Origin of the sequence: Pelomonas dachongensis (genome assembly GCF_043555865.1) — a bacterium.
GTDB lineage: Bacteria > Pseudomonadota > Gammaproteobacteria > Burkholderiales > Burkholderiaceae_C > Pelomonas > Pelomonas dachongensis.
Genome location: NZ_JBIGHY010000001.1, coordinates 838,225 through 859,239, shown reverse-complemented (window position 1 = coordinate 859,239; position 21,015 = coordinate 838,225). Strand labels below are relative to the sequence as shown.

Annotated in this window: 17 protein-coding genes; 16 read left to right on the top strand and 1 reads right to left on the bottom strand. The window is 70.4% G+C overall.

Annotation, left to right across the window (positions count from 1 at the left end):
- The first annotated feature begins 132 nt into the window (after nucleotides 1-132).
- The 14 genes from ACG02S_RS04095 to ACG02S_RS04030 all read left to right on the top strand — a co-directional run bounded on the left by ACG02S_RS04095 (nucleotide 133) and on the right by ACG02S_RS04030 (nucleotide 17,497).
- Entirely contained in the window at nucleotides 133-711 is a 579-nt protein-coding gene (locus ACG02S_RS04095; protein WP_394469153.1) for a double zinc ribbon domain-containing protein, read from the top strand.
- Nucleotides 701-1,546: a type VI secretion system accessory protein TagJ gene (locus ACG02S_RS04090; RefSeq protein WP_394469152.1), complete on the top strand. Its 846-nt coding sequence runs from the start codon at nucleotides 701-703 to the stop codon at nucleotides 1,544-1,546. Before ACG02S_RS04095 ends, ACG02S_RS04090 begins: the two co-directional genes overlap by 11 nt.
- Nucleotides 1,546-2,082, top strand: a complete 537-nt coding sequence (tssE, locus tag ACG02S_RS04085; protein WP_394469151.1) for a type VI secretion system baseplate subunit TssE — start codon at nucleotides 1,546-1,548, stop codon at nucleotides 2,080-2,082. Before ACG02S_RS04090 ends, tssE begins: the two co-directional genes overlap by 1 nt.
- 13 nt (nucleotides 2,083-2,095) lie before the next feature.
- Entirely contained in the window at nucleotides 2,096-2,413 is a 318-nt protein-coding gene (locus tag ACG02S_RS04080; RefSeq protein ID WP_394469150.1) for a hypothetical protein, read from the top strand.
- Nucleotides 2,414-2,429: 16 nt separating this feature from the next.
- Complete coding sequence (tssF, locus tag ACG02S_RS04075) at nucleotides 2,430-4,295, top strand: type VI secretion system baseplate subunit TssF (protein WP_394469149.1); 1,866 nt, start codon at nucleotides 2,430-2,432, stop codon at nucleotides 4,293-4,295.
- Complete coding sequence (gene tssG / locus ACG02S_RS04070) at nucleotides 4,259-5,332, top strand: type VI secretion system baseplate subunit TssG (RefSeq protein ID WP_394469148.1); 1,074 nt, start codon at nucleotides 4,259-4,261, stop codon at nucleotides 5,330-5,332. Before tssF ends, tssG begins: the two co-directional genes overlap by 37 nt.
- A gap of 57 nt (nucleotides 5,333-5,389) precedes the next feature.
- Nucleotides 5,390-8,059, top strand: coding sequence for a type VI secretion system ATPase TssH (gene tssH, locus ACG02S_RS04065; protein WP_394469147.1), 2,670 nt, complete (start codon nucleotides 5,390-5,392; stop codon nucleotides 8,057-8,059).
- Nucleotides 8,060-8,298: 239 nt separating this feature from the next.
- Nucleotides 8,299-11,262, top strand: a complete 2,964-nt coding sequence (locus ACG02S_RS04060; RefSeq protein WP_394469146.1) for a type VI secretion system Vgr family protein — start codon at nucleotides 8,299-8,301, stop codon at nucleotides 11,260-11,262.
- Nucleotides 11,259-11,801: a DUF4123 domain-containing protein gene (locus ACG02S_RS04055; RefSeq protein WP_394469145.1), complete on the top strand. Its 543-nt coding sequence runs from the start codon at nucleotides 11,259-11,261 to the stop codon at nucleotides 11,799-11,801. Before ACG02S_RS04060 ends, ACG02S_RS04055 begins: the two co-directional genes overlap by 4 nt.
- Nucleotides 11,801-13,570 (top strand): hypothetical protein, encoded by a 1,770-nt coding sequence (locus ACG02S_RS04050; protein WP_394469144.1) that lies wholly within the window; start codon nucleotides 11,801-11,803, stop codon nucleotides 13,568-13,570. Before ACG02S_RS04055 ends, ACG02S_RS04050 begins: the two co-directional genes overlap by 1 nt.
- Before the next feature lie 91 nt (nucleotides 13,571-13,661).
- The gene (locus tag ACG02S_RS04045; protein WP_394469143.1) at nucleotides 13,662-14,465 is read left to right on the top strand and encodes a hypothetical protein; all 804 of its coding nucleotides are present in this window, start codon (nucleotides 13,662-13,664) and stop codon (nucleotides 14,463-14,465) included.
- A 24-nt stretch (nucleotides 14,466-14,489) separates the two neighbouring features.
- A complete protein-coding gene (tagH, locus tag ACG02S_RS04040; RefSeq protein WP_394469142.1) occupies nucleotides 14,490-16,319 on the top strand; it encodes a type VI secretion system-associated FHA domain protein TagH in 1,830 nt (609 codons plus the stop codon).
- Nucleotides 16,320-16,344: 25 nt separating this feature from the next.
- Nucleotides 16,345-17,094 carry a PP2C family protein-serine/threonine phosphatase gene (locus ACG02S_RS04035; protein WP_394469141.1) on the top strand — a complete coding sequence of 250 codons (750 nt, stop codon included), beginning with the start codon at nucleotides 16,345-16,347 and terminating at the stop codon, nucleotides 17,092-17,094.
- Nucleotides 17,095-17,107: 13 nt separating this feature from the next.
- Nucleotides 17,108-17,497 carry a DUF4280 domain-containing protein gene (locus tag ACG02S_RS04030; protein ID WP_394469140.1) on the top strand — a complete coding sequence of 130 codons (390 nt, stop codon included), beginning with the start codon at nucleotides 17,108-17,110 and terminating at the stop codon, nucleotides 17,495-17,497.
- Between the two features lie 65 nt (nucleotides 17,498-17,562).
- Here ACG02S_RS04030 and ACG02S_RS04025 read toward each other — a convergent pair whose 3' ends face one another.
- On the bottom strand, nucleotides 17,563-18,126 hold the full coding sequence (locus ACG02S_RS04025; protein WP_394469139.1) for an OmpA family protein: 564 nt from the start codon (nucleotides 18,124-18,126) through the stop codon (nucleotides 17,563-17,565).
- Between the two features lie 181 nt (nucleotides 18,127-18,307).
- On the opposite strand from ACG02S_RS04025, the gene tssK reads away from it, so the two are divergent.
- Both tssK and ACG02S_RS04015 read left to right on the top strand, forming a co-directional pair.
- Nucleotides 18,308-19,645, top strand: coding sequence for a type VI secretion system baseplate subunit TssK (tssK, locus tag ACG02S_RS04020; RefSeq protein WP_394469138.1), 1,338 nt, complete (start codon nucleotides 18,308-18,310; stop codon nucleotides 19,643-19,645).
- 26 nt (nucleotides 19,646-19,671) lie between these two features.
- A complete protein-coding gene (locus ACG02S_RS04015) occupies nucleotides 19,672-21,015 on the top strand; it encodes a DotU family type VI secretion system protein (RefSeq protein ID WP_394469137.1) in 1,344 nt (447 codons plus the stop codon).

Genomic DNA, 21,015 nt, shown 5'->3' with positions numbered 1-21,015 from the left:
CAGTCGGTCCTCCAAGGGGACGGCGATGCTTGCGGCATTGAACCGCAAGCGCATCGCCAACACGGGCCGGCTTGGGAGCGGCCCGGCGCTCGGCCCGCAAACCTCGCATGCCCCTCGTAGCATCGTACTGAAATGTCCCTAACCAACTACCGCGATGTCAGCACGTCCATGAGCGACGTGTCCGCCGGCTTCCAGTTCGAGTTCTATTGCGAGAAGTGCGGAGAAACGTCGCGATCCGCATTCAAGCCCTACCGCAAGGGCCAGATCACCGGCTGGCTGAGCCGCTTCGCGTTCATGTTCTACGACCTGAACAAGGCCAGCCGAGCCACCGGCGCGTTCGCCGAGGCCGGCGGCAGTGGCGCCAAGAACGAAGCACTGGCCGAAGCCCGGACCGCCGCTGCGGCGCTGTACGAGCGCTGCACCGGCTGCCGCAAGTGGGTGGGCCGCGAATGCTGGGACGGCCACGCCGGCAGCTGCCGCGAGTGCGCCGCCAAGGCAGGCGCCAGCGGCGGCCAGGGCGAAACGGGTGGCTACGGTGCGTCCGCCGGTGGTGGCGCCACCTGCCCCAACTGCCAGACACCCAGCCAGGGCGGACGCTTCTGCCACGAATGCGGCTTCGACATGGCCAGCACGCACAAGAGCTGCCCGGCCTGCGGCATCACCCTCCCGCGCCAGGCGCGTTTTTGCACGGACTGCGGCCATGGCTTCTGATCTCACCTCCCAACAAGCCGCCGAAGAGGCTGTGCGCGCCGGCGACCCGCGCGCCGCGCTCGTCAAGTTGACCGAGGCGGTGCGCGCCAAGCCCGCCGACGCCAAGCTGCGCACCTTCATGGCCCAGTTGCTCAGCGTGCTGGGCCAGTGGGAACGCGCGCACACACAGCTCAACGTCGTCGCCGAGATGGACAAGCTGGCCATCCCGATGCGCGAGACCGTGGGCCATGCGATTCGCTGCGAGCTGCTGCGTGCGCAGGTGTTTGCGGGCAAGCGCACGCCCGTCGTGTTCGGCCAGCCCGAGGCCTGGGTCGCGCAGCTGATCGAATCGCTGAAGCAGCAGGGCGAAGGCAACGATGCCCTCGCCGCCGACCTTGCGACCAAGGCCTTCGACAACGCGCCGACAAGCAGCGGCACGCTGGACGGCCAGCGCTTCGAGTGGCTTGCCGATGCCGACTCGCGGCTGGGCCCGGTGCTGGAGGTGTGCCTGAACGGCCACTACACCTGGGTCCCGTTCCAGCATCTGGCCAAGATCCACTTCGACGCGCCCGAGGACCTGCGCGACTGCGTCTGGATGCCGGCGCAGCTGAGCTTCACGAACGGCGGCAACAGTGTGGCGCTGGTGCCCACGCGCTACGTCGGCTCCGACAAGAGCGACGACGGCCTCATCAACCTCGCACGCAAGACCGAGTGGGCGCCGCTGCCCGGCGAGGAACGCTATGCCGGCCTGGGCCAGCGCGTGCTGGCCAGCGACGCGGGCGATCACGACCTGATGGCCATCCGCGAGATCATCTTCGACGTGGCCGAGGCAGCGCCCGCCCCCGAGGCCCCCTGATGGCCGGCCTGGGCGCCCAGGACCGGCTCCAGCCTTCGCTGCTCGACCGGCTCACCGACCACGAGCCCGACAGCCGGGTCGAGTCGCTGGACGCCCGCATGCTGAACCGCAAGCAGCTGCGCGAGGCCGTGCTGCGCGACCTGTCGTGGCTGTTCAACGCCGTCTGCGAGGAGCCCGACATCAGCAACCGCGACGACCCGGAGCGCACCGCGCTGTGGAAGAGCGTGCCCTACGCGGCCGACTCGGTGCTGAATTTCGGCATCCTGCCGCTGACCGGCCAGACCATGAGCGTGCACAACTTTCCGCTCATCGAGGCGCAGTTGCGCCAGGCCATCGTCCGCTTCGAGCCCCGGCTGGACCCCGCCACGGTCGAGGTCCGCATCGCCAACGACATGACGACGGGCATCCGCCCCACCAGCCTGCGCCTGACCATCAAGGGCCAGATGTGGAACCAGCCGGTGCCGCTGGAACTGCTGCTGAGCGCCGACGTGGACGTCGACACCGGCCAGGCCGCCGTGCGCGACCTGCGCGGCTAGACCGGAGCTCGCCATGCAGCGCAAAGTGCTCGGCGGCCATGTGCAGCCCAAGGACGGCAAGCTCAAGGAGTCGGCCCGCGACGACAAGGGCAAGGAGATCAAGCCGGCCCCCACCGACGTGGACTCGGTCGAGTTCAAGGTGCCCGAGGGCGCACCCGATGTCACGATAGGCTCCGAGGGCGTCATGCTCACCGCCAACGTGCCCAACACCGGCCCCTACCGCAAGGACGACCTGCTGCGCTACCTCATCCCGAAGTTCAAGGCTCGGATGACGCTGAAGGTGCAGGTCGAAGTCGGCCCCACCAAGTACAAGGTCAAGCGCATCGCCTGACACCCTCCCCTGCTCCATGGATCCCCGCCTCCTCCGCTACTACAACCAGGAACTGCGCTATCTCCGCGAGATGGGCGGCGAGTTCGCACGCGAATTCCCCAAGATCGCTGGCCGCCTCGGCATGGAAGGCCTGGAGGTGGCCGACCCCTACGTCGAGCGGCTGCTGGAAGGCTCGGCCTTCCTGGCCGCGCGCGTGCAGTTGAAGCAGGACGCCGAATTCCCGCGGCTGGCGCAGGCGCTGCTGGACATCGTCTGCCCCAACCTCGGCGCGCCCATCCCGTCGATGCTGGTGGCTCAGCTGGAACCCAGCAAGGACCCCAACCTGCTGGCCGGCTTCACGCTGCCGCGCGGCAGTGCGCTGATGGCGCCGGCCACGTCGCTGGGGCCTACGCGCTGCGAGTTCCGCACCGCCCAGCCGGTCACGCTGACGCCCGTCCAGGTCACGCAGGTCGAGTATTTCCTCAGCGCCACGGACATCAACCTCAGCGGGCTGCCGCTGCGCGAGCGCCCCAAGAGCGGCGTGCGCGTGAAGCTCGCGCTGCCCGACGGCATGAGCTTCGCGAAGCTGCCGCTGGACAGCCTGCGCTTCTTCATGGGCGGCCTGCAGGACGTGGCGCTGAAACTGCACGAGCTGGCCACCACCCGCTGCGTCGGCGTGCTGGCGGGCCCCGGCGGCCGCGACGGGCGCCGCAGCTACCTGCCGCCCGGCCGTGTGCGCCACGTGGGCCTGGCCGACGATGAGGCCATGCTGCCCGTCACGCTGCGCGGCCTGTCCGGCACGCGGCTGATGCAGGAGTACTTCGCGTTCCCGCAGCGCTTCCTGTTCATCGACGTGGCCGGCCTGAAGCCCTCCTTCGCGGCTTGCGCCGGCAACACGTTCGAGCTGGTGCTGCTGTTCGACCGCTACGAGCCCAACCTGGAGGGCGGCGGCGAGCCGGCCAACTTCAGCCTGAACTGCGTGCCGGCCATCAACCTGTTCGAGCGCCGCGCCGAGCGAATCGCGGTGGACGACAGCACGACTGCCTTCCAGATCATTCCTGACCGGCTGGCCGGCAACGACTACGAGGTGTTCGACGTCGCCTCGGCCACTGGCTTCTCCAACGACAGCGACGAGCTGCAGTTCCTGCCGCTGTTCGACGTGCCGCACGTCGACCCGGGCGGCGCGGCCGGCTACTTCAGCCTGCTGCGCGAGCCCCGCCTGGCCAGCGACCGCGCCAAGCGCGAGGGGCCACGCTCGGCCTACGTGGGCAGCGAGGTGTTCCTGGCGCTGGTGGACCTGCAGCGCGCGCCCTACCGCACCGAGCTGCGCCAGCTGGCCGCCAAGGTGCGCTGCACCAACCGCGACCTGCCGCTGTTCATCCCTACCGGCCGCGACCACGGCGGGCTGACGCTGGAGACGCGCGCACCGGTGGACGCCATCGCCGTGATGGCCGGCCCGTCGCGCCCCCTCACCGCTGCGCGCGAAGGCCCACTGGCCTGGCGGCTGCTGTCGCTGTTGTCGCTGAACTACCTGTCGCTGGTGGACGAGGACGCCGACCGCGGCGCGCTGGCGCTGCGCGAGCTGCTGGGCCTGTTCGGCCAGAGTGCGGACGCCGGCCTGCTGCGCCAGATCGAGGGCGTGCGCTCCGTCGCCACGCGGCCCGTCGTGCGCCGCCACCCGGCCCCCGGCCCCATCGCGTTCGGCCGCGGGCTGGAGGTGCAGGTCACCGTGGACGAGCTGTCGTTCGAGGGCGGCAGCGCCACGCTGCTGGGCGCCGTGCTGCACCACTATTTCAGCCGCCACGTGTCCATGAACAGCTTTGTGCAGACGCTGCTGGTGTCGCGCACGCGTGGCGAACTCAAGCGATGGCACCCGCTGCCCGGCGCCAGGGCCATCCTGTGAACATCTTCGACGCGCTGAAGCAGCGCCCGGGCCGCTTCGACCTGTTCCAGGCGCTGCGCCGCATCGAGGCCGCCCACCCGGACAAGCCGCGCCTGGGCGACGCGCTGCGCCCGGGCGACGAGGCGGTGCGCTTCGCCAGCGAGGCGGCGCTGAACTTTGCGCCCACGGCCATCACCAAGCTGGACGTGCGCGAAGGCCACGCGCCGCGGCTGGTGCAGCGCGTCATGAGCCTGTTCGGCCCCAACGGCGCGCTGCCCACGCACCTGACCGAGTACGCCCGCGAACGGGCCCTGCACCACGGCGACCGCACCTTCGCGGCCTTCGCCGACATGCTGCTGCACCGCTTCGGCCTCCTGTTCTACCGAGCCTGGGCGCGCACAAACCCGGTGGTGGGCATGGATCGCGGCCGCGAAGCGCCCATCGTGCGCCACGTCGGCGCGCTGGTGGGCCTGGCCGAGCCGGCGCTGCGCGAGCGCGACGCTTTAGGCGACTTCTCCAAGCTGTACTTCGCCGGGCGCCTGGCGCGCTCGGCCCGCGACGCCGACGGGCTGCAGAGCTGGATTGCGCTGCGCTTTCGCGTGCCGGCCCAGGTGCAGCAGTTCAGCGGCCATTGGATGACGCTGGAGCCCGAGGAGCGCACCCGGCTGGTCAAGCACGACGGCGTGGGCCTCGGCCGCGGCGCCATGCTGGGCGGCCAGGTCTGGGACGTGCAGCACAAGTTCCGCATCGAGATCGGGCCGCTGGGCTGGCCGGCCTTCCAGGCCTTCCTGCCGTCGGGGCCCCACCTGCCGGCGCTGCAGGCGATGGTGCGCCAGTACGTGGGCCACGAGTTCGACTGGGACCTTCGCCTGCGCCTCAAGCCTGCCGAGGTGCCTATCTGGCCGTTGGGCCGCCAGCCCGGCATCGGCCAGTTGGGTCGCAGCGCGTGGCTGAACAGTCGGCGCCCGCGCAAGCGCGCCGACCAGTTGCTGATGAATGTAGAGAGCATCTGCCGGGCGCCGCTGGGGCCCTCGATGGCACCCAAGCATCAGATGTAGTCAGGTCAGCGGAACCGAACGGCGGCCTCGGTCACTTAGCACCGAGGAGATCTCCAAATGACTGACATCAGCCGCCAAGCCCTTTTCGGCAAGCTCAACCCGCTGGCCTACAAATCCGTCGAGGGCGCCACCGTCTTCTGCAAGCTCCGGGGCAACCCTTACGTGGAGCTGGTGCACTGGCTCACTCAGCTGCTGGAGAACAACGAGTCCGACGTGAGCGCCATCGTGCGCCACTACGGCCTGGACGCCGCCGCGCTGGCGCGCGACGTGACCACCGCGCTGGACCGCCTGCCGCGGGGCTCCACGTCCATCAGCGACTTCTCCGAGCACATCACCCACGCCATCCAGCAGGCCTGGGTCTATTCGACGTTGATGTACGGCGACGCGCAGGTCCGCAGCGGCCACCTGCTGGTGGCGCTGCTCTCCACCCGCACGCTGCGCGAGGCGCTGTTCGGCATCTCGCGCCAGTTCGAGAAGATCAAGCCCGACGACCTGGCCGACAAGCTGCCCACACTCATCGGCAAGACCGGCGAAGCGGGCCTGGGCGCAACCGACGGCAGCGCGCTGAACGCGGGCCAGCCCGGCCAGGCCGAGGGCGCGATGGCGCCGGCCGCGATGGGCCGTCAGGAGGCGCTGAAGAAGTTCACCGTCGACTTGACCGAGAAGGCACGCAATGGCGAGATCGACCCGGTGACGGGCCGCGACGACGAGATCCGCCAGATCGTCGACATCCTGATGCGCCGCCGCCAGAACAACCCGCTGCTGACCGGCGAGGCCGGCGTCGGCAAGACGGCCGTGGTGGAAGGCTTCGCGCTGCGCCTGGCCCGCGGCGACGTGCCGCCCAACATGCAGGGCGTCACGCTGCTGTCGCTGGACATCGGCTTGCTGCAGGCCGGCGCATCGATGAAGGGCGAGTTCGAGCAGCGCCTGCGCCAGGTCATCGACGAGGTGCAGGGCAGCCCCACGCCCATCATCCTGTTCATCGACGAGATCCACACGCTGGTGGGCGCCGGTGGTGCCGCCGGCACCGGCGACGCGGCGAACCTGCTGAAGCCCGCACTCGCCCGAGGCAACCTGCGCACCGTCGGCGCGACGACGTGGGCCGAGTACAAAAAGTACATCGAAAAGGACCCGGCGCTGACCCGCCGCTTCCAGACCGTGCAGGTCGAGGAGCCGGACGAGAAAAAGGCCATCCTGATGCTGCGCGGCGTGGCCACGGTGCTGGAGAAGCACCACCAGATCCAGTTGCTGGACGAGGCCATCGAGGCGGCGGTCAAGCTGTCGCACCGCTACATCCCGGCCCGCCAGCTGCCCGACAAGGCCGTCAGCCTGCTGGACACGGCCTGCGCCCGCGTCGCCGTCAGCCAGCACGCAATGCCGGCCGAGGTCGAGGACTGCAAGCGCCGCATCGAGTCGCTGGAGATCGAGCAGGCCATCATCGGCCGCGAGGCCCAGGTGGGCGTGCACATCGGCGAGCGCGGCACGCTGGTCGAAGAGAAGCTGGCCGGCGAGCGCACCCGCCTCGCGGCGCTGGAAGCGCGCTGGACGCAGGAAAAGGACGTTGTCGCCAAGATCCTGGACCTGCGCGCCAAGCTGCGTGGCGGTGATCAGCCGGCCGATGCCGGCGGCAGCCCCGACCGTGACGCGCTGCTGGCCGAGATGCACGCCGCCCAGGCCCAGCTCGCCGAGCTGCAGGGCGATGCGCCGCTGATCCTGCCGTGCGTCGATGCGCAGGCCGTGGCCAGCGTCGTCGCCGACTGGACCGGCATCCCCGTCGGCCGCATGGTCAAGAACGAACTGGAAGCCGTGCTGCGCCTGGGCGCCACGCTGGGCCAGCGCGTCATTGGCCAGCAGCACGGGCTGGACATGATCGCGCGCCGCATCCAGACCTCGCGCGCCAAGCTGGACAACCCCAACAAGCCCATCGGCGTGTTCATGCTGTGCGGCACGTCGGGCGTCGGCAAGACCGAGACGGCCCTGGCGCTGGCCGAGTCGCTGTACGGCGGCGAGCAGAACGTCATCACCATCAACATGAGCGAATACCAGGAGTCGCACACCGTCTCCACGCTCAAGGGCGCGCCTCCGGGCTACGTCGGCTACGGTGAAGGCGGCGTGCTGACCGAGGCCGTGCGCCGCCGACCCTACAGCGTCGTGCTGCTGGACGAGGTGGAGAAGGCCCACCCCGACGTGCACGAGCTGTTCTTCCAGGTCTTCGACAAGGGCTGGATGGAGGACGGCGAGGGCCGCCTGATCGACTTCAAGAACACCATCATCCTGCTGACGAGCAACGTGGGCTCGGAGCTGATCATGAACATGTGCCGCGACCCGGATCTGCTGCCCGACCCCGAATCGCTGGCCAACGCGATGACAGAGCCGCTGCAGAAGGTGTTCCCGCCCGCGCTGCTGGGCCGCATCGTGACCATCCCGTACTACCCACTCAGCGACGAGATGCTGGCGCGCATTGTGCGTCTGCAGTTGAACCGCATCGTCAAGCGCGTGGCAGAGAACCACCGCATTCCGTTCGAGTACAGCGACGCGGCGGTCGAGCTGATCGTGAAGCGCTGCAACAACGCCGAGTCCGGCGGCCGCATCATCGACGCCATCCTGACCAATACCGTGCTGCCCAAGGTCTCCATCGAGTACCTGTCGCGCACGGCCTCGGGCCAGCCGCTGGCGCGCGTAGGACTAGACGTGACCGACGGCGACTTCAGCTATGCCTTCGACTGAGACAGAGCGGATGGCGGCAGTAGTGCCTGATCGGGCCGAGCGCCGGGCTGCCAAGGGCCAGAGGCCCTTGGCCTGTCGTACGCACAAGCAGTCCGCAGGGACTGCTTGTGTCCGACTCCAGTTCGCCAAGCCGGCCCGTCTGGCGATGTGCTTGCGGCTCGATGCCGCGAGCATCGCCGTCCCCTTGAGGGACCGGACAAGGCACACCTTGGACGAGAGGTCAACAGATGTCTAGTGTGATGTCCATCACCACCACGCTGGGTGGTGACAAGCTGCTGGTACTTCGCATGGAGGGCAAGGAGCAGCTCGGCGCGGTGCCGGAGTGGCGGGTCGACCTGGTGGGCAACATCAGCCTGCTGGGCGTGCGCGAGACCATCAACCTGCACAAGCTCGTCGGCACGCGCGCCAACGTCACCATCGAGCACGGCGCCAAGCGTCACTTCAACGGCTTCGTCATGGAGGCCCAGCGCGGCGAGCGCTACGGCCGCTTCGAGTCCTTCCGCATCGTCATGCGGCCATGGCTGTGGTTCGCCACGCAGACGCGCAACTCCCGCGTGTTTCAGAACAAGAATGTACGGGACATCGTCCGCGAGGTGCTGACGCCCTACAGCAGCGACTTCGAGTTCCGCCTGCAGGACACCTCGGTCTACAAGCCGCTGGAGTACTGCGTGCAATACAACGAGTCGGACTTCGACTTCGTCAGCCGGCTGTTGGAAGAGGTGGGCATCTACTACTTCTTCGAGCACACCGACACGACGCACACCCTGGTGATGCTGGACGCGATGGGCAAGCACAAGCCCAAGTCGGGCACGAAGGAGCTGTCGTGGTCGCACAAGCTGGACGCCGGCAAGCCCGGCATCGTTGACTGGAACCTGGCCGAGGAAGTGCACGCGCTGAAGGCCGTGGTGCGCGATCACGACTACCTGGCGACAGCCACCAAGATCGAGCAGAGCGAGGCGGCGCTGCCGACTGCGGCTACCGCCAAGCGCGGCGAGCTGGAGGTCTACGAGTACCCGGCCCGCGCCGTGCAGAACCAGGTCAAGGACGCCACGCAGCCGGCCGCCACCGCAGCCGCGCGCGTGGCCAAGATCCGGCTGGAGGAGCTGCAATCGCTTCAGCAGGTGTTCACCGGCACCACCAACTGCAACGACCTGGAGGTCGGCACCACCTTCGAACTGGAAGACGCGCTGACCCCCTCGGACGACGACACCTACCTCGTCGTCAGCATGAACTTCAGCGCCGAGTTCGGCGACCACGAGGCCATCGAGGACCTGAAGAACGTGGCGAACCGCCGTGACGGCCTGCTCGCCCACATCATGTGCATCTCCACGGGCGGCAACCCCTTCCGCCCGCAGCGCAGCACGCCGCGGCCCGTCATGTACGGCCCGCAGACGGCGATCGTGGTCGGCAAGTCGGGCACCGAGGTCGACTGCGACAAGCACGGCCGCATCAAGGTGCAGTTCCACTGGGACCGCCTCGGCAAGAAGGACGAAAACAGCTCCTGCTACATCCGCCTGTCCCAGCCCTGGGCCGGCAAGGGCATGGGGCTGTGGATGATTCCGCGCGTGGGTCACGAGGTGGTGGTCAGCTTCCTCGGCGGCGACCCCGACCGGCCGCTGATCACCGGCTCGGTGCACAACGACGTCAACACGCCCACCTACCCGCTGCCGGCCAATGCCGACATCAGCGGCTGGCGCACCCAGTCCACCAAGGACGGCGCGGCCGACGAGCGCCACGAGCTGCGCTTCGACGACAAGAAAGGCAGCGAGTACGTCTGGCTGCAGTCGCAGAAGAACTTCCATCGCCACGTCAAGGAAGACGTGTTCGACTGGATCGAGATGAATGAGACCAAGAAGGTCAAGCTCACCCGCAAGGAAGTGGTCGGCGAGAACTGGTACGTGAACGTCGGCAAGGACGTCATGCACGACCTCGGCAAGGACCTGCACACCAAGGTCGCCGGCGACATCTTCACCACCGGCGCCGCCACCTACCAGCTGAAGCTGGAGAAGGACTTCAACACCCAGGTCGGCGCCGACTACGGGCTGGACGTGACCGGCAAGGCCGACCTCAAGGCGGGCGGCGACATCAAGCTGCAGAGCGGCGCGGCCGGCAACATCAAGACCACCGGCAACCTGGTCGCCGAAGCCGGCGCCAAGCTGTCGCTCAAAGCCACCGCCGACCTGCTGATGGAAGGCATCAACGTGAAGGCCAAGGGCAGCGCCGAGATCGTGCTGGAGGCCTCGGCCGGCATCAAGATCGTTTGCGGCGGCTCTGTCATCACGCTGGGTCCGGCGGGCGTCACCATCGACGGGCCGCTGGTCAAGGTGAACTGCGGCGGCGGTGGCGGCTCTGCCGGCAGCGCCGAGAGCGCGGCTGCCGCCGAACCCAAGGCGCCGGAGGAAGCCAAGAACCTCGAAGAGTTGACTCCCGCCAAGGCCGAGGACTACGACAAGCTGTTCGAGGACCCGCTGAAGGACGAGGCCGCCGCTACCCCGCCGGCTGCCAGCGCTACAGCCGGCGCCACCGGCGCCGCAGCCCCGGGCGGGCTCGTCGGTGCCGCCGCGATGGCGGGTCCGAGCGGCATCTCCGCTGCACGCGCCGCCGCACTGGCCGCGGGCGCCGCCGCGCTGGCGGCCGGAGGCGCGGTGGCCATGGGCCTGGCCCAGCCGCAGGCGGGCATGCGCGAAGAGGACGAGCCCGCCCCGGGCGATGTGGCCGGCATGGAGAAGACACTGGCCGATTCCGAGGCCGCCTATGAGGCTGCCAAGGCAGGCGAACCCCCACCGCTGACCGAAGAGGAAATCCAGGCCGTCAAAGAAGCGATCATGGACGAGAGCGCGGCGACGGAGTCCGACGCACGCGCTGCCGAGGACGTCGCCCAGGCGCAGAGCGCGGCGCAGGCGGAAACTGTCGACAACGTCGCCGTCGAGAAGGCCGCGCGCGCCGCCGAGGCCGCCGCCCAGGCGGAGAATGCTGCGCAAGCCCAGGTGGTCGACTCCGAAGCCGCCTACGCGGCGGCCAAAGCCGCCGAGGCCGCGGCAGCGGCCGAGCTGTCGACGCAGACCGTCGAGCAAGCCGTGGCCGCATCCGAGGCTGCCTATGCCGCCGCCAAACAGGCGGAGGCCGACGCTGCGGCGCAAGCTGCAGCGGCTGCCGATGCGCCGCCCGAGCCGGAGCCCGACCGTGGCGGAGGCGAGGCTTGAACGGTGCCGCGCTGGCCACGGCCCAGATCCGGCCAGCGCTGTGGAACCAGCCTGACGCTCGGGTGCATGCCGTCATCGACGGCGGCATCGTCGCCGGCCTGCCGGCGCGGTTGCAGGCCGCCCGGGCGGTGGGCTGGGACTGCCTGCAGCGCGGCGCAATGTCGCCCGACGCCGCAGCGCGCGCCGCCTACATCGTGGAACTGCAGCCCGAGTCAGACTTCACCACTTGGCTGGTGGGCGAGGCCTGCACCGCCTACGAGGGCTGGGGCGTGCTGATGACGTCCTCGCGGCCGCTGCTGGCCATGCGTGAGCACAGCCGCGACCTCGCCGAGGTGCGCGGCCCGGACGGCCGTCGCCGCCCCTGGCGCTGGTGGGACCACGAGCTGCTGGCGCTGCTGCTGCCGGGCCTGGCGCCCTCGCAGCTGGACGGTTTCTTCGCGGCCGGCCAGCAGCTCGTCGAGCCCGGTGCCAAACGCTGGACCTGGTGGCAGCTGCGCAGCGGCGTGCTGGATCGCCAGGTGCGCGAGCGGGTGGCGTGATGTTGAGCCTGACCGCCGAGCAGCTGGCGCAGGTCGAGGCGCTGCAGTCGCGGCGTGACGCCGCGGCGCTGCAAGGACTGCTTCGCGGTGCCTGGCCGGAGGTCGCGCAGCGCCTGCAGGACCGCTGGCCCGCCTTCGTCGAACTGGCCGTGGAGTGCGGCCAGGCGCTGGGCTTACGTCAGCCCGCCGAACTGGCGCGTTATGCGTCGCTGTGCTGCTTGTGGGGCGCCCGTTTCGAGACGCGCGCGCAGTTCGAATGGGCCGCGGCCATCGGCGCCGACGCGGCGCTAAGCCCGTCGCTGCGCCTGCACCAGCTGACGCACCACTCACGCGAGGAACTGGCGCAACGCGCCGCGCATGCGGGCCATGCAGGCCGGTTAGGCGACACGTTGACGGTGGCCGGCTTCGACGAGGCCCTGGCCGCCGTCGAGGCTGGCCTGGCCCAGGCCGCCCGCGGTCGCACTGTCTTCCTGGACCAGCTACCGCCGCCTCGCCCCGTGGCCTGCGACCTGGCGGCCGTGCGCTTCGCCGTCATCGAGCCCAAGCCGCTGCAGGCCTATGCCGGCACCGACGGCAACTGGCACCGCACGGAGCTGCCGCCCTGGGCGACCGCACCCGAGACCCTGACCGCGCCGCTCGAAGAACCCCGCACGCTGGACGTGCTGAGCCGCGCCGCCGGCAGTGGCGCCAGCGCGCGGCTGCAGCTGGCCATCAGCGCGCTGGGCGGCTGCGGCAGCCCGCATCCCGAGGTGCGCCACGACAGCGGCGCCGGCCGCCTGCACTGGCGCGGCGCCGACACAGCGCGCCTCAGCTTGACGCTGCACGCACCGACCCCGGACGCCAGCCTGCCGCCCGCCGGCATCGCCCACGGCGAGCCGCCCGACGCGCAGACCGTGGACATCGCCAGCTGCGGCATCCGCGACGCCGGCGCGCCGCTGGGCCGCGTGGCGATGACGCTGCGCGTGCACAGCGCTTCCCAGCGGCTGCTGCAGGTTCGCCACGGCGCCGCGCCCCCCCTGACGTGGCCACAGGAGGCGCCGCCGGCCGGCGCGCCCGCCACCACCGCCTGCCAACTGGAGGTTGACAGCCAGCCGCAACCGGTGCCCGTCTGGCTGAAAGCCTGGCAAGACCTGCAAGCGCAGGCGCAGGCTGGGCAGGAAAAGCTGTTCATCGCGTGGTCGCGCCAGATGGTCGGCACCAGCGGCCGGCTGGAGGCCGAACTGTCGCCGCTGCTGGGCCAGGCCGCGCTGACCTGGGGCTGGCAGCACGACGAGACCGATGCGACCCAAAGTGCCGTCGCGCTGCGGCTGCAGGGCGACATCGACTTCGCGGCGCTGGTGCTGGACCTGCGCCTGACCGGCTCGATGGAATGGGCCGGCAGCCACGCCCGCGTCAGCCTGCGCGCGCACGGCCGCAGCAACTGGCGCATGACGCTGGACCAGCGTGGCGACGAGGCCGCCGAGGGCCACGGCCTGTCGCAGGCCAAGGCGACGTGGCGCCATCCGTTCACGCTCCGGGTCGAGCCCATCGCCACCGGCCATCCGGCGCTGCTGTCGGCCGGGCCTCTGGCCGAGCCGCTGCGCGGCGCCGTCGTCGGTGAGTGCGGGCTGCGCCCGCGCCCCGACGGCCGCGGTCAGCAGTGGTTCTACAAGCTGGCCATCGAGTCTGTGCACACCAACCTGCTGCGCCACGATCCGCTAACCGGCACGCAGCGCCAGCGCCGCGAGCTGCTGCCGGCACTGACGCTGATCGACTGGACAGGTGGCTGAACATGCTGCCCCGACGCTCATTCCATTCACTGCCCCCCGAGGGGTCGCATCAATGCCTTCGGGCGGCCGGGCGGCGCTGATGGACCGCCTCATGTGCCTCCACGTGCAGACCAGCGGCGAGCCGGTCGAGGTGCTGGTCAACGGCGTGCCGGTGCTGGCGCTGCCGCCCGGCGCCGGCAGCCAGTCGGTCACCGTGCACGAGTACCTGCAGAACGGGAGCAACCGCATCAGCTTGGTCGTCGCGCCGCCGCCGCTCGCACAAGCCATGGCCGCGCCCGATGCGCCGCGGCAGCCGCGCATGGCGTCGCGGCCGGCGCAGGCGCGCGCGCGCCTCGTGCTGCTGCGCAACGGCAAGAGCCTGGCCGACGAGGCCGTGCGCGTGCTGGCGGATGTGAACTGGGCAGTCGAGGAAGGCGACAGCTTCGACGCGCCCACGCTGCAGCATCAGGACCTAGAGCTGCCGGTCGGTTTCCCGCGCTGGCGCTGGATGGACGCGCCGGCGCTGAACCCCGGCCCGCAGGACCGCCACACCGTGCTGGCCGCGCTGCAGCGCATCGCGTTCGACCTGTCGCGCGGCAACCCGGACACGCTGCTTGCCGTCTGCCGGCTCAAGCTGGAAGAGCTGGACCACGCCTACCAGCGCCCCGTCGGCCATGGCACCGCCGCGCTGCGCGATCAGGTGCAGCGGCTGTGGCAGGGCGGCACACTCGCCACGCTGCAGCCGCCCACCGCAGAGACGCTGCTGCTGCGCAGCGTGGCCGGCGGGCGGCTGCTGGAGTGCCTGAACCCGCTCGGCGCACCCGCGCTGTCCACGCTGAACGATGACACGCAGCCCAACATAGCCTGGCCCTTGCGGCTGACCTTGATCGAAGGCAAGGTCTACGTTTTGCGCTGACCATCCGCATCGACACTCGCAGCCATGATCCGCCTCCACGTCACCACCTACAACGGCCAGCCCCTGAGCCAGCCCCTGTCCGCGCAGTTCGACGAGCTGGGCGGCGACATCGGGCGCGCCGACACCAACCAGCTGGTGCTTCCCGACCCCGAGCGCACCGTGTCGCGCGTGCATGCCCGCGTGCTGTTCCGCGCCAGCACCGGCTTTGCGATCGTGGACCAGGGCAGCAACCCGATCAGCGTCAACGGCCAGCCGCTGGGCAAGGGCGTCGAGGCCAGCATCAAGCCCGGCGACCACCTGCAGATCGGCGGCTATGTGCTGAACGTCGAGGTCGCGTCCGCCGCCTCCGGCGCCAGCGACCCGTTCGCCGACTTCTTCGGCCTGGCGCCGGCCCACCCGGCCACGCAGCCCGGCGTGCGCCGCGGCCCGCCCATCGACCCGCTGGGCCTGCTGGGCAGCGCGCCGCCCCCGCCGCAACCCCAGCCCCACCCCGCCGCACCGGCGTTTGCACCGGCGTTTGCACCGCCGCCACCGGCCGCGCCAGCGGCATCCTTCGGCGGCGGCATCCCGGCGGACTGGGACCCGTTCGCCGCACCGCCCGCGCCTCGCAATGCCCCGGCCGCTGCCGGTTCGGTCGGAGCGCGCGCGCTCGGCCTGGACTTCGGCGCCGGCGCACCTGCGCCGCTGATCCCCGACCTGCCCGGCTCACCCGGCGGACTGGGCGCGGGCGGCGATTCGCTGGACGCGCTGTTCGGTCTGGGCGCGCCCACGCCGACCAGCAGCAACCCGCTGGCGCAGTCGCTGCTGGGCGAGGCCATCGCCCAGCCCAACATGGCCAGCCACAGCGACCCGCTGAAGGCGCTGGGCATGTTGCCGGCCGGTGCCGGCCAGGCACTCCCCGATACAACGTCCGAGCTGAACCGGCCCTTCCTGCCGCCCAGTCTCCCGGTGGCGCAACCGCCGGTCGTGCCACCGCCCGCCAACCCCATGGCGGCGCTGAACAAGCTGGACCCGTCGGAGACGCTTTCGGGCGCGGTCGTGTCGTGGAACCCCGATGGCGCCGGCGAGGGCCGCACCATCATCCGCGCCGGCCGTAAGCCGGAGGCGCCACCGGCCGCACCGGTGCCAGTGGCGGCGCCCGCAGCGCAGTCGGAGATCACCGTCTCGCCGATGCCGCCCCTGTCGCCGAGCGCGCCGCCGCCCGTGGCCCTGCCCGCACCGGCGACGGCACCGGCCACGTCGGCCACCGTGCCGGCCGACCAGGCCGCGCTGCTGGCGGCCTTCCGCGAAGGCCTGGGCCTGCCCAACCTGCCGGCGGGCGGGCTGACGCCGGAGTTCATGCGCCTGCTTGGCCAGCTGATCCACGAGTCCGCGCGCGGCACGGTGGACCTGCTGGTCGCACGCGCGGCGCTGAAGCGTGAGGTGCGTGCCGAGGCGACCATGATCGTCGCCAAGGAGAACAACCCGCTGAAGTTCTCTCCCACCGCCGAGGTCGCGCTGGGTCACCTGCTGGGCCCCCACGTGCGCGGCTTCATCGAGCCGCAGCGCGCGATGCGCGACGCCTTCGACGACCTGCGCGCCCACCAGCTGGCCTTCCTGGCCGGCATGCGGGCCGCGCTGGAGGGCCTGCTGACGCGCTTCGACCCGGCCTCGCTGGAGGCGCGGCTGACGCAGAAGTCCGTGCTGTCCAGCCTGCTGCCGGCGGCGCGCAAGGCGCAGCTGTGGTCGGTGTTCCAGCAGGAGTACCAGCAGATCGCTGGCGAGCTGTCGGACGACTTCCATCAGGTCTTCGGGCGCGAATTCCTACGCGCTTACGAGGCGCAACTCGATGCGCTCCACACAGAGACGCATTGAGACTACGAAAAAACGAAAGGACGCTGTGCATATCGAGCTGGCATTGATGTCGGAACGCGGTGGCCGCGACTACAACGAGGACGCCTGCGGCCACTGGCACTCCGAGCGCTATCTGTGCTGCGTGCTGGCCGATGGCGCCGGCGGCCATGGCGGCGGAGACGTTGCGTCCAAGCTGGCGGTCAGCCACGTGCTGCAAGGCTATGCGGCCCGGCCGGCCCACCACCCGCAGCTGCTGGAGGCTTTGCTGCTGGACACCAACCGCGAGCTGCTGGCCCAGCGCGCGGCCAATCCGCAGCTGCGCAACATGCACTCGACCGTCGTGGTGCTGTCCATCGACCTGCAGGAGCGCCACGCGCTGTGGGGCCACTGCGGCGACTCGCGCTTCTACGCCTTCCGCGACGGCAAGATGCAGCAGCGCACACGCGACCACAGCCTGGTGCAGTCGCTGATGGACGCAGGCCTGCTGGACGAAGCCGGCGCGCGCAACCATCCCAAGCGCAGTGAGCTTTACTCGGCGCTCGGCACGCAGGGCAGCGACCTGCAGATCAGCGTGTCACAGACACCCTGGCCGCTGGCCGGCCGCGAGGCGCTGATGCTGTGCACCGACGGCCTGTGGGAATGGGTGCCCGACGGCGAGATCGCTACCGCGCTGGCCACCGCCCCCGACCCGCAGGCCTGGCTGAACGACCTCGGCGAGCGCGTGCGCCTGGCGGCTGTCGACGCGCCGCGGCACGACAACTACACCGCGCTGGCCCTGTGGCTGGGCGCCGACTGAAGGAGTCTCCGTCATGCCCCAACACTGCTGCACCGGCGCGATGATGAACTGCACCTTCGGCGTCGCGCCCAGCACGCTCAATGTGCTGCCCAAGAACAAGATGATGACCAGCAACATGGCGGCGGCCAACATCATGGACAACATCCCCATGGTGAACATCCCGCCGTTCGGCATGTGCAGCAGCCCGAGCAACCCGACGGTGGCCGCAGCCACCGCCGCCGCCCTGGGCGTGCTGACGCCCATGCCTTGCGTGCCAGTGTTCCCGGCCCCGTGGACGCCCGGCGCGCCGACGGTGATGCTGGCCAACCTGCCGGTGCTGAACAACACCTCCAAGCTGATGTGCGCCTATGCCGGCGTGGTCAGCTTTGCGATGCCGGGGCAGATGACGGAGATGGTGCCGTAGCGCACCGTCCGCGCGGCACAGCAAAAAGCCGCCCGGGGGCGGCTTTGCTTTGGGTGAGTCTCAGCTTAGTTGCGGCCGATTTCGACGCGGCGGTTCTCGTCCGCATTCGGCTTGGCCGGGTTCTTGGGGTCGTTGGAGCCCACGCCTTCGACGACCAGCATGCCGGCGTCGGCGCCCTTGCTGACGAGGTAGTCGCGCACCGACTCGGCGCGCTTGGTGGACAGCGCCTGGTTGGCGGCCGGCGTGCCGGAGGCATCCGCGTGGCCAATGATGCGCACCTTGCGGTCGGTGTTCTTCTTGGTCTTGAGCACGTCGGCGAACACGTCCAGCTGGCGCTTCAGCAGTTGGGGCAGCTCGGCCGAGCCGACCCGGAACGACGTGGCCGGCAGCGAGTACTTGATGGCCGGCTTGAAGCCCATGCACTTGAAGCCGTTGGCTTCCAGTTCCTTGCACTTGTCGTCGGGGAACAGGCCTTCGGCGATGGCATCGGCGGTGGGCACACTCTTGCCCAGGTCGACGGCGGCGGGCGCAGCAGAGGCGGCGGCAGCGGCCGGATCGGGCGTCTGTGCCAGCGCGCTGAGCGCGAGACCCCACAAAGACAGGGCAAGGACGGAACGGAGCTGCTTCATGGCGGTACTCGTGTCGGCAGGGGTAAACGCTGGGTGAGTGGCGCCAGGGTGCAAATGGTTCCCGCCGGATGCAGCCGACTTGGGGAACCAAGCCCGCCCGTCAGTCACTCATGGCCTGATCGCGGCCTCGACAGCGTGGCTGCGCCGTCCCGTTTTCTGCTCCCTTGAGGCGAACCTACACATGACCTGGCGTGACCGAGTGATCTGGACCGAGGGCATGTTCCTCCAGCCGCAGCACTTCCAGCAGCATGACCGCCACTGGGAGCACCAATGGCGCCAGCGGCTGGCGCAGGCGCTGCCCTATGCCTGGGGCTTCTCTGCGCTGACGCTGGATGAGTCGTCGCTGACGCTGGGCAAGGTGGGACTGGCCGCCGCCCAGGGCCTGCTGCCGGACAGCACCGCCTTCTCCGCCCCCGGCAGCGACGCCACGCCGGCGGCGCTAGACATCCCGGGCGACGCCCGCAACGAGATCGTCGTGCTGGCCGTCACGCTGCAGCGCCCCGGCGTCGTCGAGACCGATGCCGAGGGTGCCGCCGGCGCGATGGGCGCGCGCTTCTCGGCTGCCGAGGTCAGCGTGGGCGACAGCAACTCCCAGCTGGACCGCGACGCCGCCCTGCAGGTCGGCCGGCTGAACCTGCGCCTGATGCTGGCGCGCGATGCCGGCGACGGCTACGCGACGCTGGGCGTGGCGCGCGTCGTCGAGCGCCGCGCCGACAACCGCGTCGTGCTGGACCCGACCTATGTGCCGCCGCTGCTGCACGCGCCCGCCCACCCGGTGCTGGACGGCTATGTGCGCGAGCTGTGCGGCCTGCTGAACCAGCGCGGCGAGGCGCTGGCTGCGCGGCTGTCCGCCCCGGGCCGCGGCGGCGTCGGCGAGATCGCCGACTTCCTGCTGCTGGAGGCCGTCAACCGCAACCAGTCCACGTTCAACCACCTGCGCACGGTGTCCGTGCTGCACCCCGAGCGGCTGTACAGCCACTGTCTGGCGCTGGCCGGCGACCTCGCCACCTTCCGCGACAGCCGCCGCCCCAGCGCGTATGCGGACTACCGGCACGACGACCTGGCCGCCACGTTCAGGCCCGTCATCGACGACCTGCGCCAGTCGCTGTCCATGGTCATGGAGCAGACGGCCATTCCCATCGAGCTGCAGGACCGCGCCTATGGCGTGCGCGTGGCGCTGATCCCGGACGTCAACCTGCAGCGCAGCGCCACCTTCGTGCTGGCCGTGTCGGCGCAGCTGCCGGGTGACGCGCTGCGGGCGCGCTTCCCGACGCAGGTCAAGATCGGCCCGGTCGAGCGCATCCGCGACCTGGTCAACCTGCAGCTGCCCGGCGTCACGCTGCGCCCGCTGCCGGTGGCGCCGCGGCAGATCCCGTACCACGCCGGCCACAACTACTTCGAGCTGGAGACGCGCGGCAACGAGATGTGGAAACAGCTCGAAAGCTCGGGCGGCCTGGCCATGCACATCGCTGGCGAGTTCCCCGGCCTCGAACTCGAGTTCTGGGCCATTCGGGCCTGACGACACTTTTCTGATTGGTCCGCCTCATGAGCGATCCCAACAACGACGATCCCTTTGCCGCCTTCGGGCAGGACCGCACGGTCATCAAGCCCAGTGCCGGTCGACCCATGACGGGCGGACAACCGCCGGCACGCCCCGCGGCGCCGGCCGGCAGCACCGCCCCGCAAGGCCTACCCGCCGGCCCCGCCGGGCGTGAGGCGCCGATGGCGCTCGAAGCGCTGACCACCGCCAGCCTGAACCCGCTGGTGGCGGCGGCCATGCCACTGCTGTCGGCCGCGCCGCGCATCCGCCACAGCCCGCAGCACCCGAATCCGCCCGGGCTGAAGCAGGCGCTGGCCGAGGGCATCCAGACTTTCGAGGCCCACGCGCGCAGCCAGGGTCTGGCCAACGAGCAGGTCATCGCCGCACGCTACATCCTGTGCACGCTGCTCGACGAGGCCGCGGCCAGCACGCCCTGGGGCGGCTCCGGCGCGTGGGCCTCGCAGAGCCTGCTGGTGCAGTTCCACAACGAGTCCTGGGGGGGCGAGAAGGTCTTCGCGCTGATGGCCAAGCTGGCCGAGAACGTGCCGGCCAACCGCAACCTGCTGGAGCTGCTGTACGTGTGCCTGGCATTCGGCTTCGAGGGCCGCTACCGCGTTATCGACAACGGCCGCGCGCAGCTGGACGGCGTGCGCAGCCGCCTCGCGCAGATGCTGCGGCAGGGCCAGGCGCCCGATCCGGCGCTGTCGCCGCGCTGGCAGGGCGCCGAGCCGGCAGAGAAGGGCCTGCGCCACAAGCTGCCGCTGTGGGCCATCGCCTGCGCGACGGCGCTGGTGCTGCTGGTCGTCTACATGGGCCTGCGCTTCGGCATCAACGGTGCGTCGGACGAGGTCTTTACCGCGCTGCGCGGCTTCGACGTGAAGACCGCGGCCGTGGCCGCGCCAGCCCCGCCGCCGGCCGCGCCGCGCCTGGCCGGGCTGCTGGACGCCGACATCAAGGCCGGGCTGATCTCGGTCAACGACCTGGCCGACAAGTCCATCGTCATCATCAAGGGCGACGGACTGTTCAACCCCGGAAGCGCCGAGGTCAGCAGCGAGCTGCGTCCGCTGGTGCTGCGCATCGCCGAGGCGCTGCAGCGCATGAAGGGCTCGGTGCTGGTCACCGGCCACACCGACAACCAGCCCATCCGCTCGCTGCGCTTCCCGTCCAACTGGCACCTGTCGCAGGCCCGTGCGGAGGCCTTCCGCAACCTGCTGTCGGAGCGCGTGGAAACCACCCGCATACGCGCCGAAGGCCGGGCCGATGCCGAGGCAGTGGCCGACAACGCCACGCCCGCCGGCCGCTCGAAGAACCGCCGTGTCGAAGTCACGCTGATGGTGCAGGACCGCTGA

What these genes read in the sequence shown, in the direction of transcription:
- tagH (WP_394469142.1), top strand. Translation starts at nt 14,490, where the DNA reads ATGATCCGCCTCCACGTCACCACCTACAACGGCCAGCCCCTGAGCCAG.
- ACG02S_RS04080 (WP_394469150.1), top strand. Translation starts at nt 2,096, where the DNA reads ATGCAGCGCAAAGTGCTCGGCGGCCATGTGCAGCCCAAGGACGGCAAG.
- ACG02S_RS04025 (WP_394469139.1), bottom strand. Translation starts at nt 18,126, where the DNA reads ATGAAGCAGCTCCGTTCCGTCCTTGCCCTGTCTTTGTGGGGTCTCGCG.
- ACG02S_RS04030 (WP_394469140.1), top strand. Translation starts at nt 17,108, where the DNA reads ATGCCCCAACACTGCTGCACCGGCGCGATGATGAACTGCACCTTCGGC.
- ACG02S_RS04045 (WP_394469143.1), top strand. Translation starts at nt 13,662, where the DNA reads ATGTGCCTCCACGTGCAGACCAGCGGCGAGCCGGTCGAGGTGCTGGTC.
- ACG02S_RS04050 (WP_394469144.1), top strand. Translation starts at nt 11,801, where the DNA reads ATGTTGAGCCTGACCGCCGAGCAGCTGGCGCAGGTCGAGGCGCTGCAG.
- ACG02S_RS04015 (WP_394469137.1), top strand. Translation starts at nt 19,672, where the DNA reads ATGAGCGATCCCAACAACGACGATCCCTTTGCCGCCTTCGGGCAGGAC.
- tssK (WP_394469138.1), top strand. Translation starts at nt 18,308, where the DNA reads ATGACCTGGCGTGACCGAGTGATCTGGACCGAGGGCATGTTCCTCCAG.
- ACG02S_RS04060 (WP_394469146.1), top strand. Translation starts at nt 8,299, where the DNA reads ATGTCCATCACCACCACGCTGGGTGGTGACAAGCTGCTGGTACTTCGC.
- tssE (WP_394469151.1), top strand. Translation starts at nt 1,546, where the DNA reads ATGGCCGGCCTGGGCGCCCAGGACCGGCTCCAGCCTTCGCTGCTCGAC.
- ACG02S_RS04090 (WP_394469152.1), top strand. Translation starts at nt 701, where the DNA reads ATGGCTTCTGATCTCACCTCCCAACAAGCCGCCGAAGAGGCTGTGCGC.
- ACG02S_RS04095 (WP_394469153.1), top strand. Translation starts at nt 133, where the DNA reads ATGTCCCTAACCAACTACCGCGATGTCAGCACGTCCATGAGCGACGTG.
- tssH (WP_394469147.1), top strand. Translation starts at nt 5,390, where the DNA reads ATGACTGACATCAGCCGCCAAGCCCTTTTCGGCAAGCTCAACCCGCTG.
- tssG (WP_394469148.1), top strand. Translation starts at nt 4,259, where the DNA reads ATGGCACCCGCTGCCCGGCGCCAGGGCCATCCTGTGAACATCTTCGAC.
- tssF (WP_394469149.1), top strand. Translation starts at nt 2,430, where the DNA reads ATGGATCCCCGCCTCCTCCGCTACTACAACCAGGAACTGCGCTATCTC.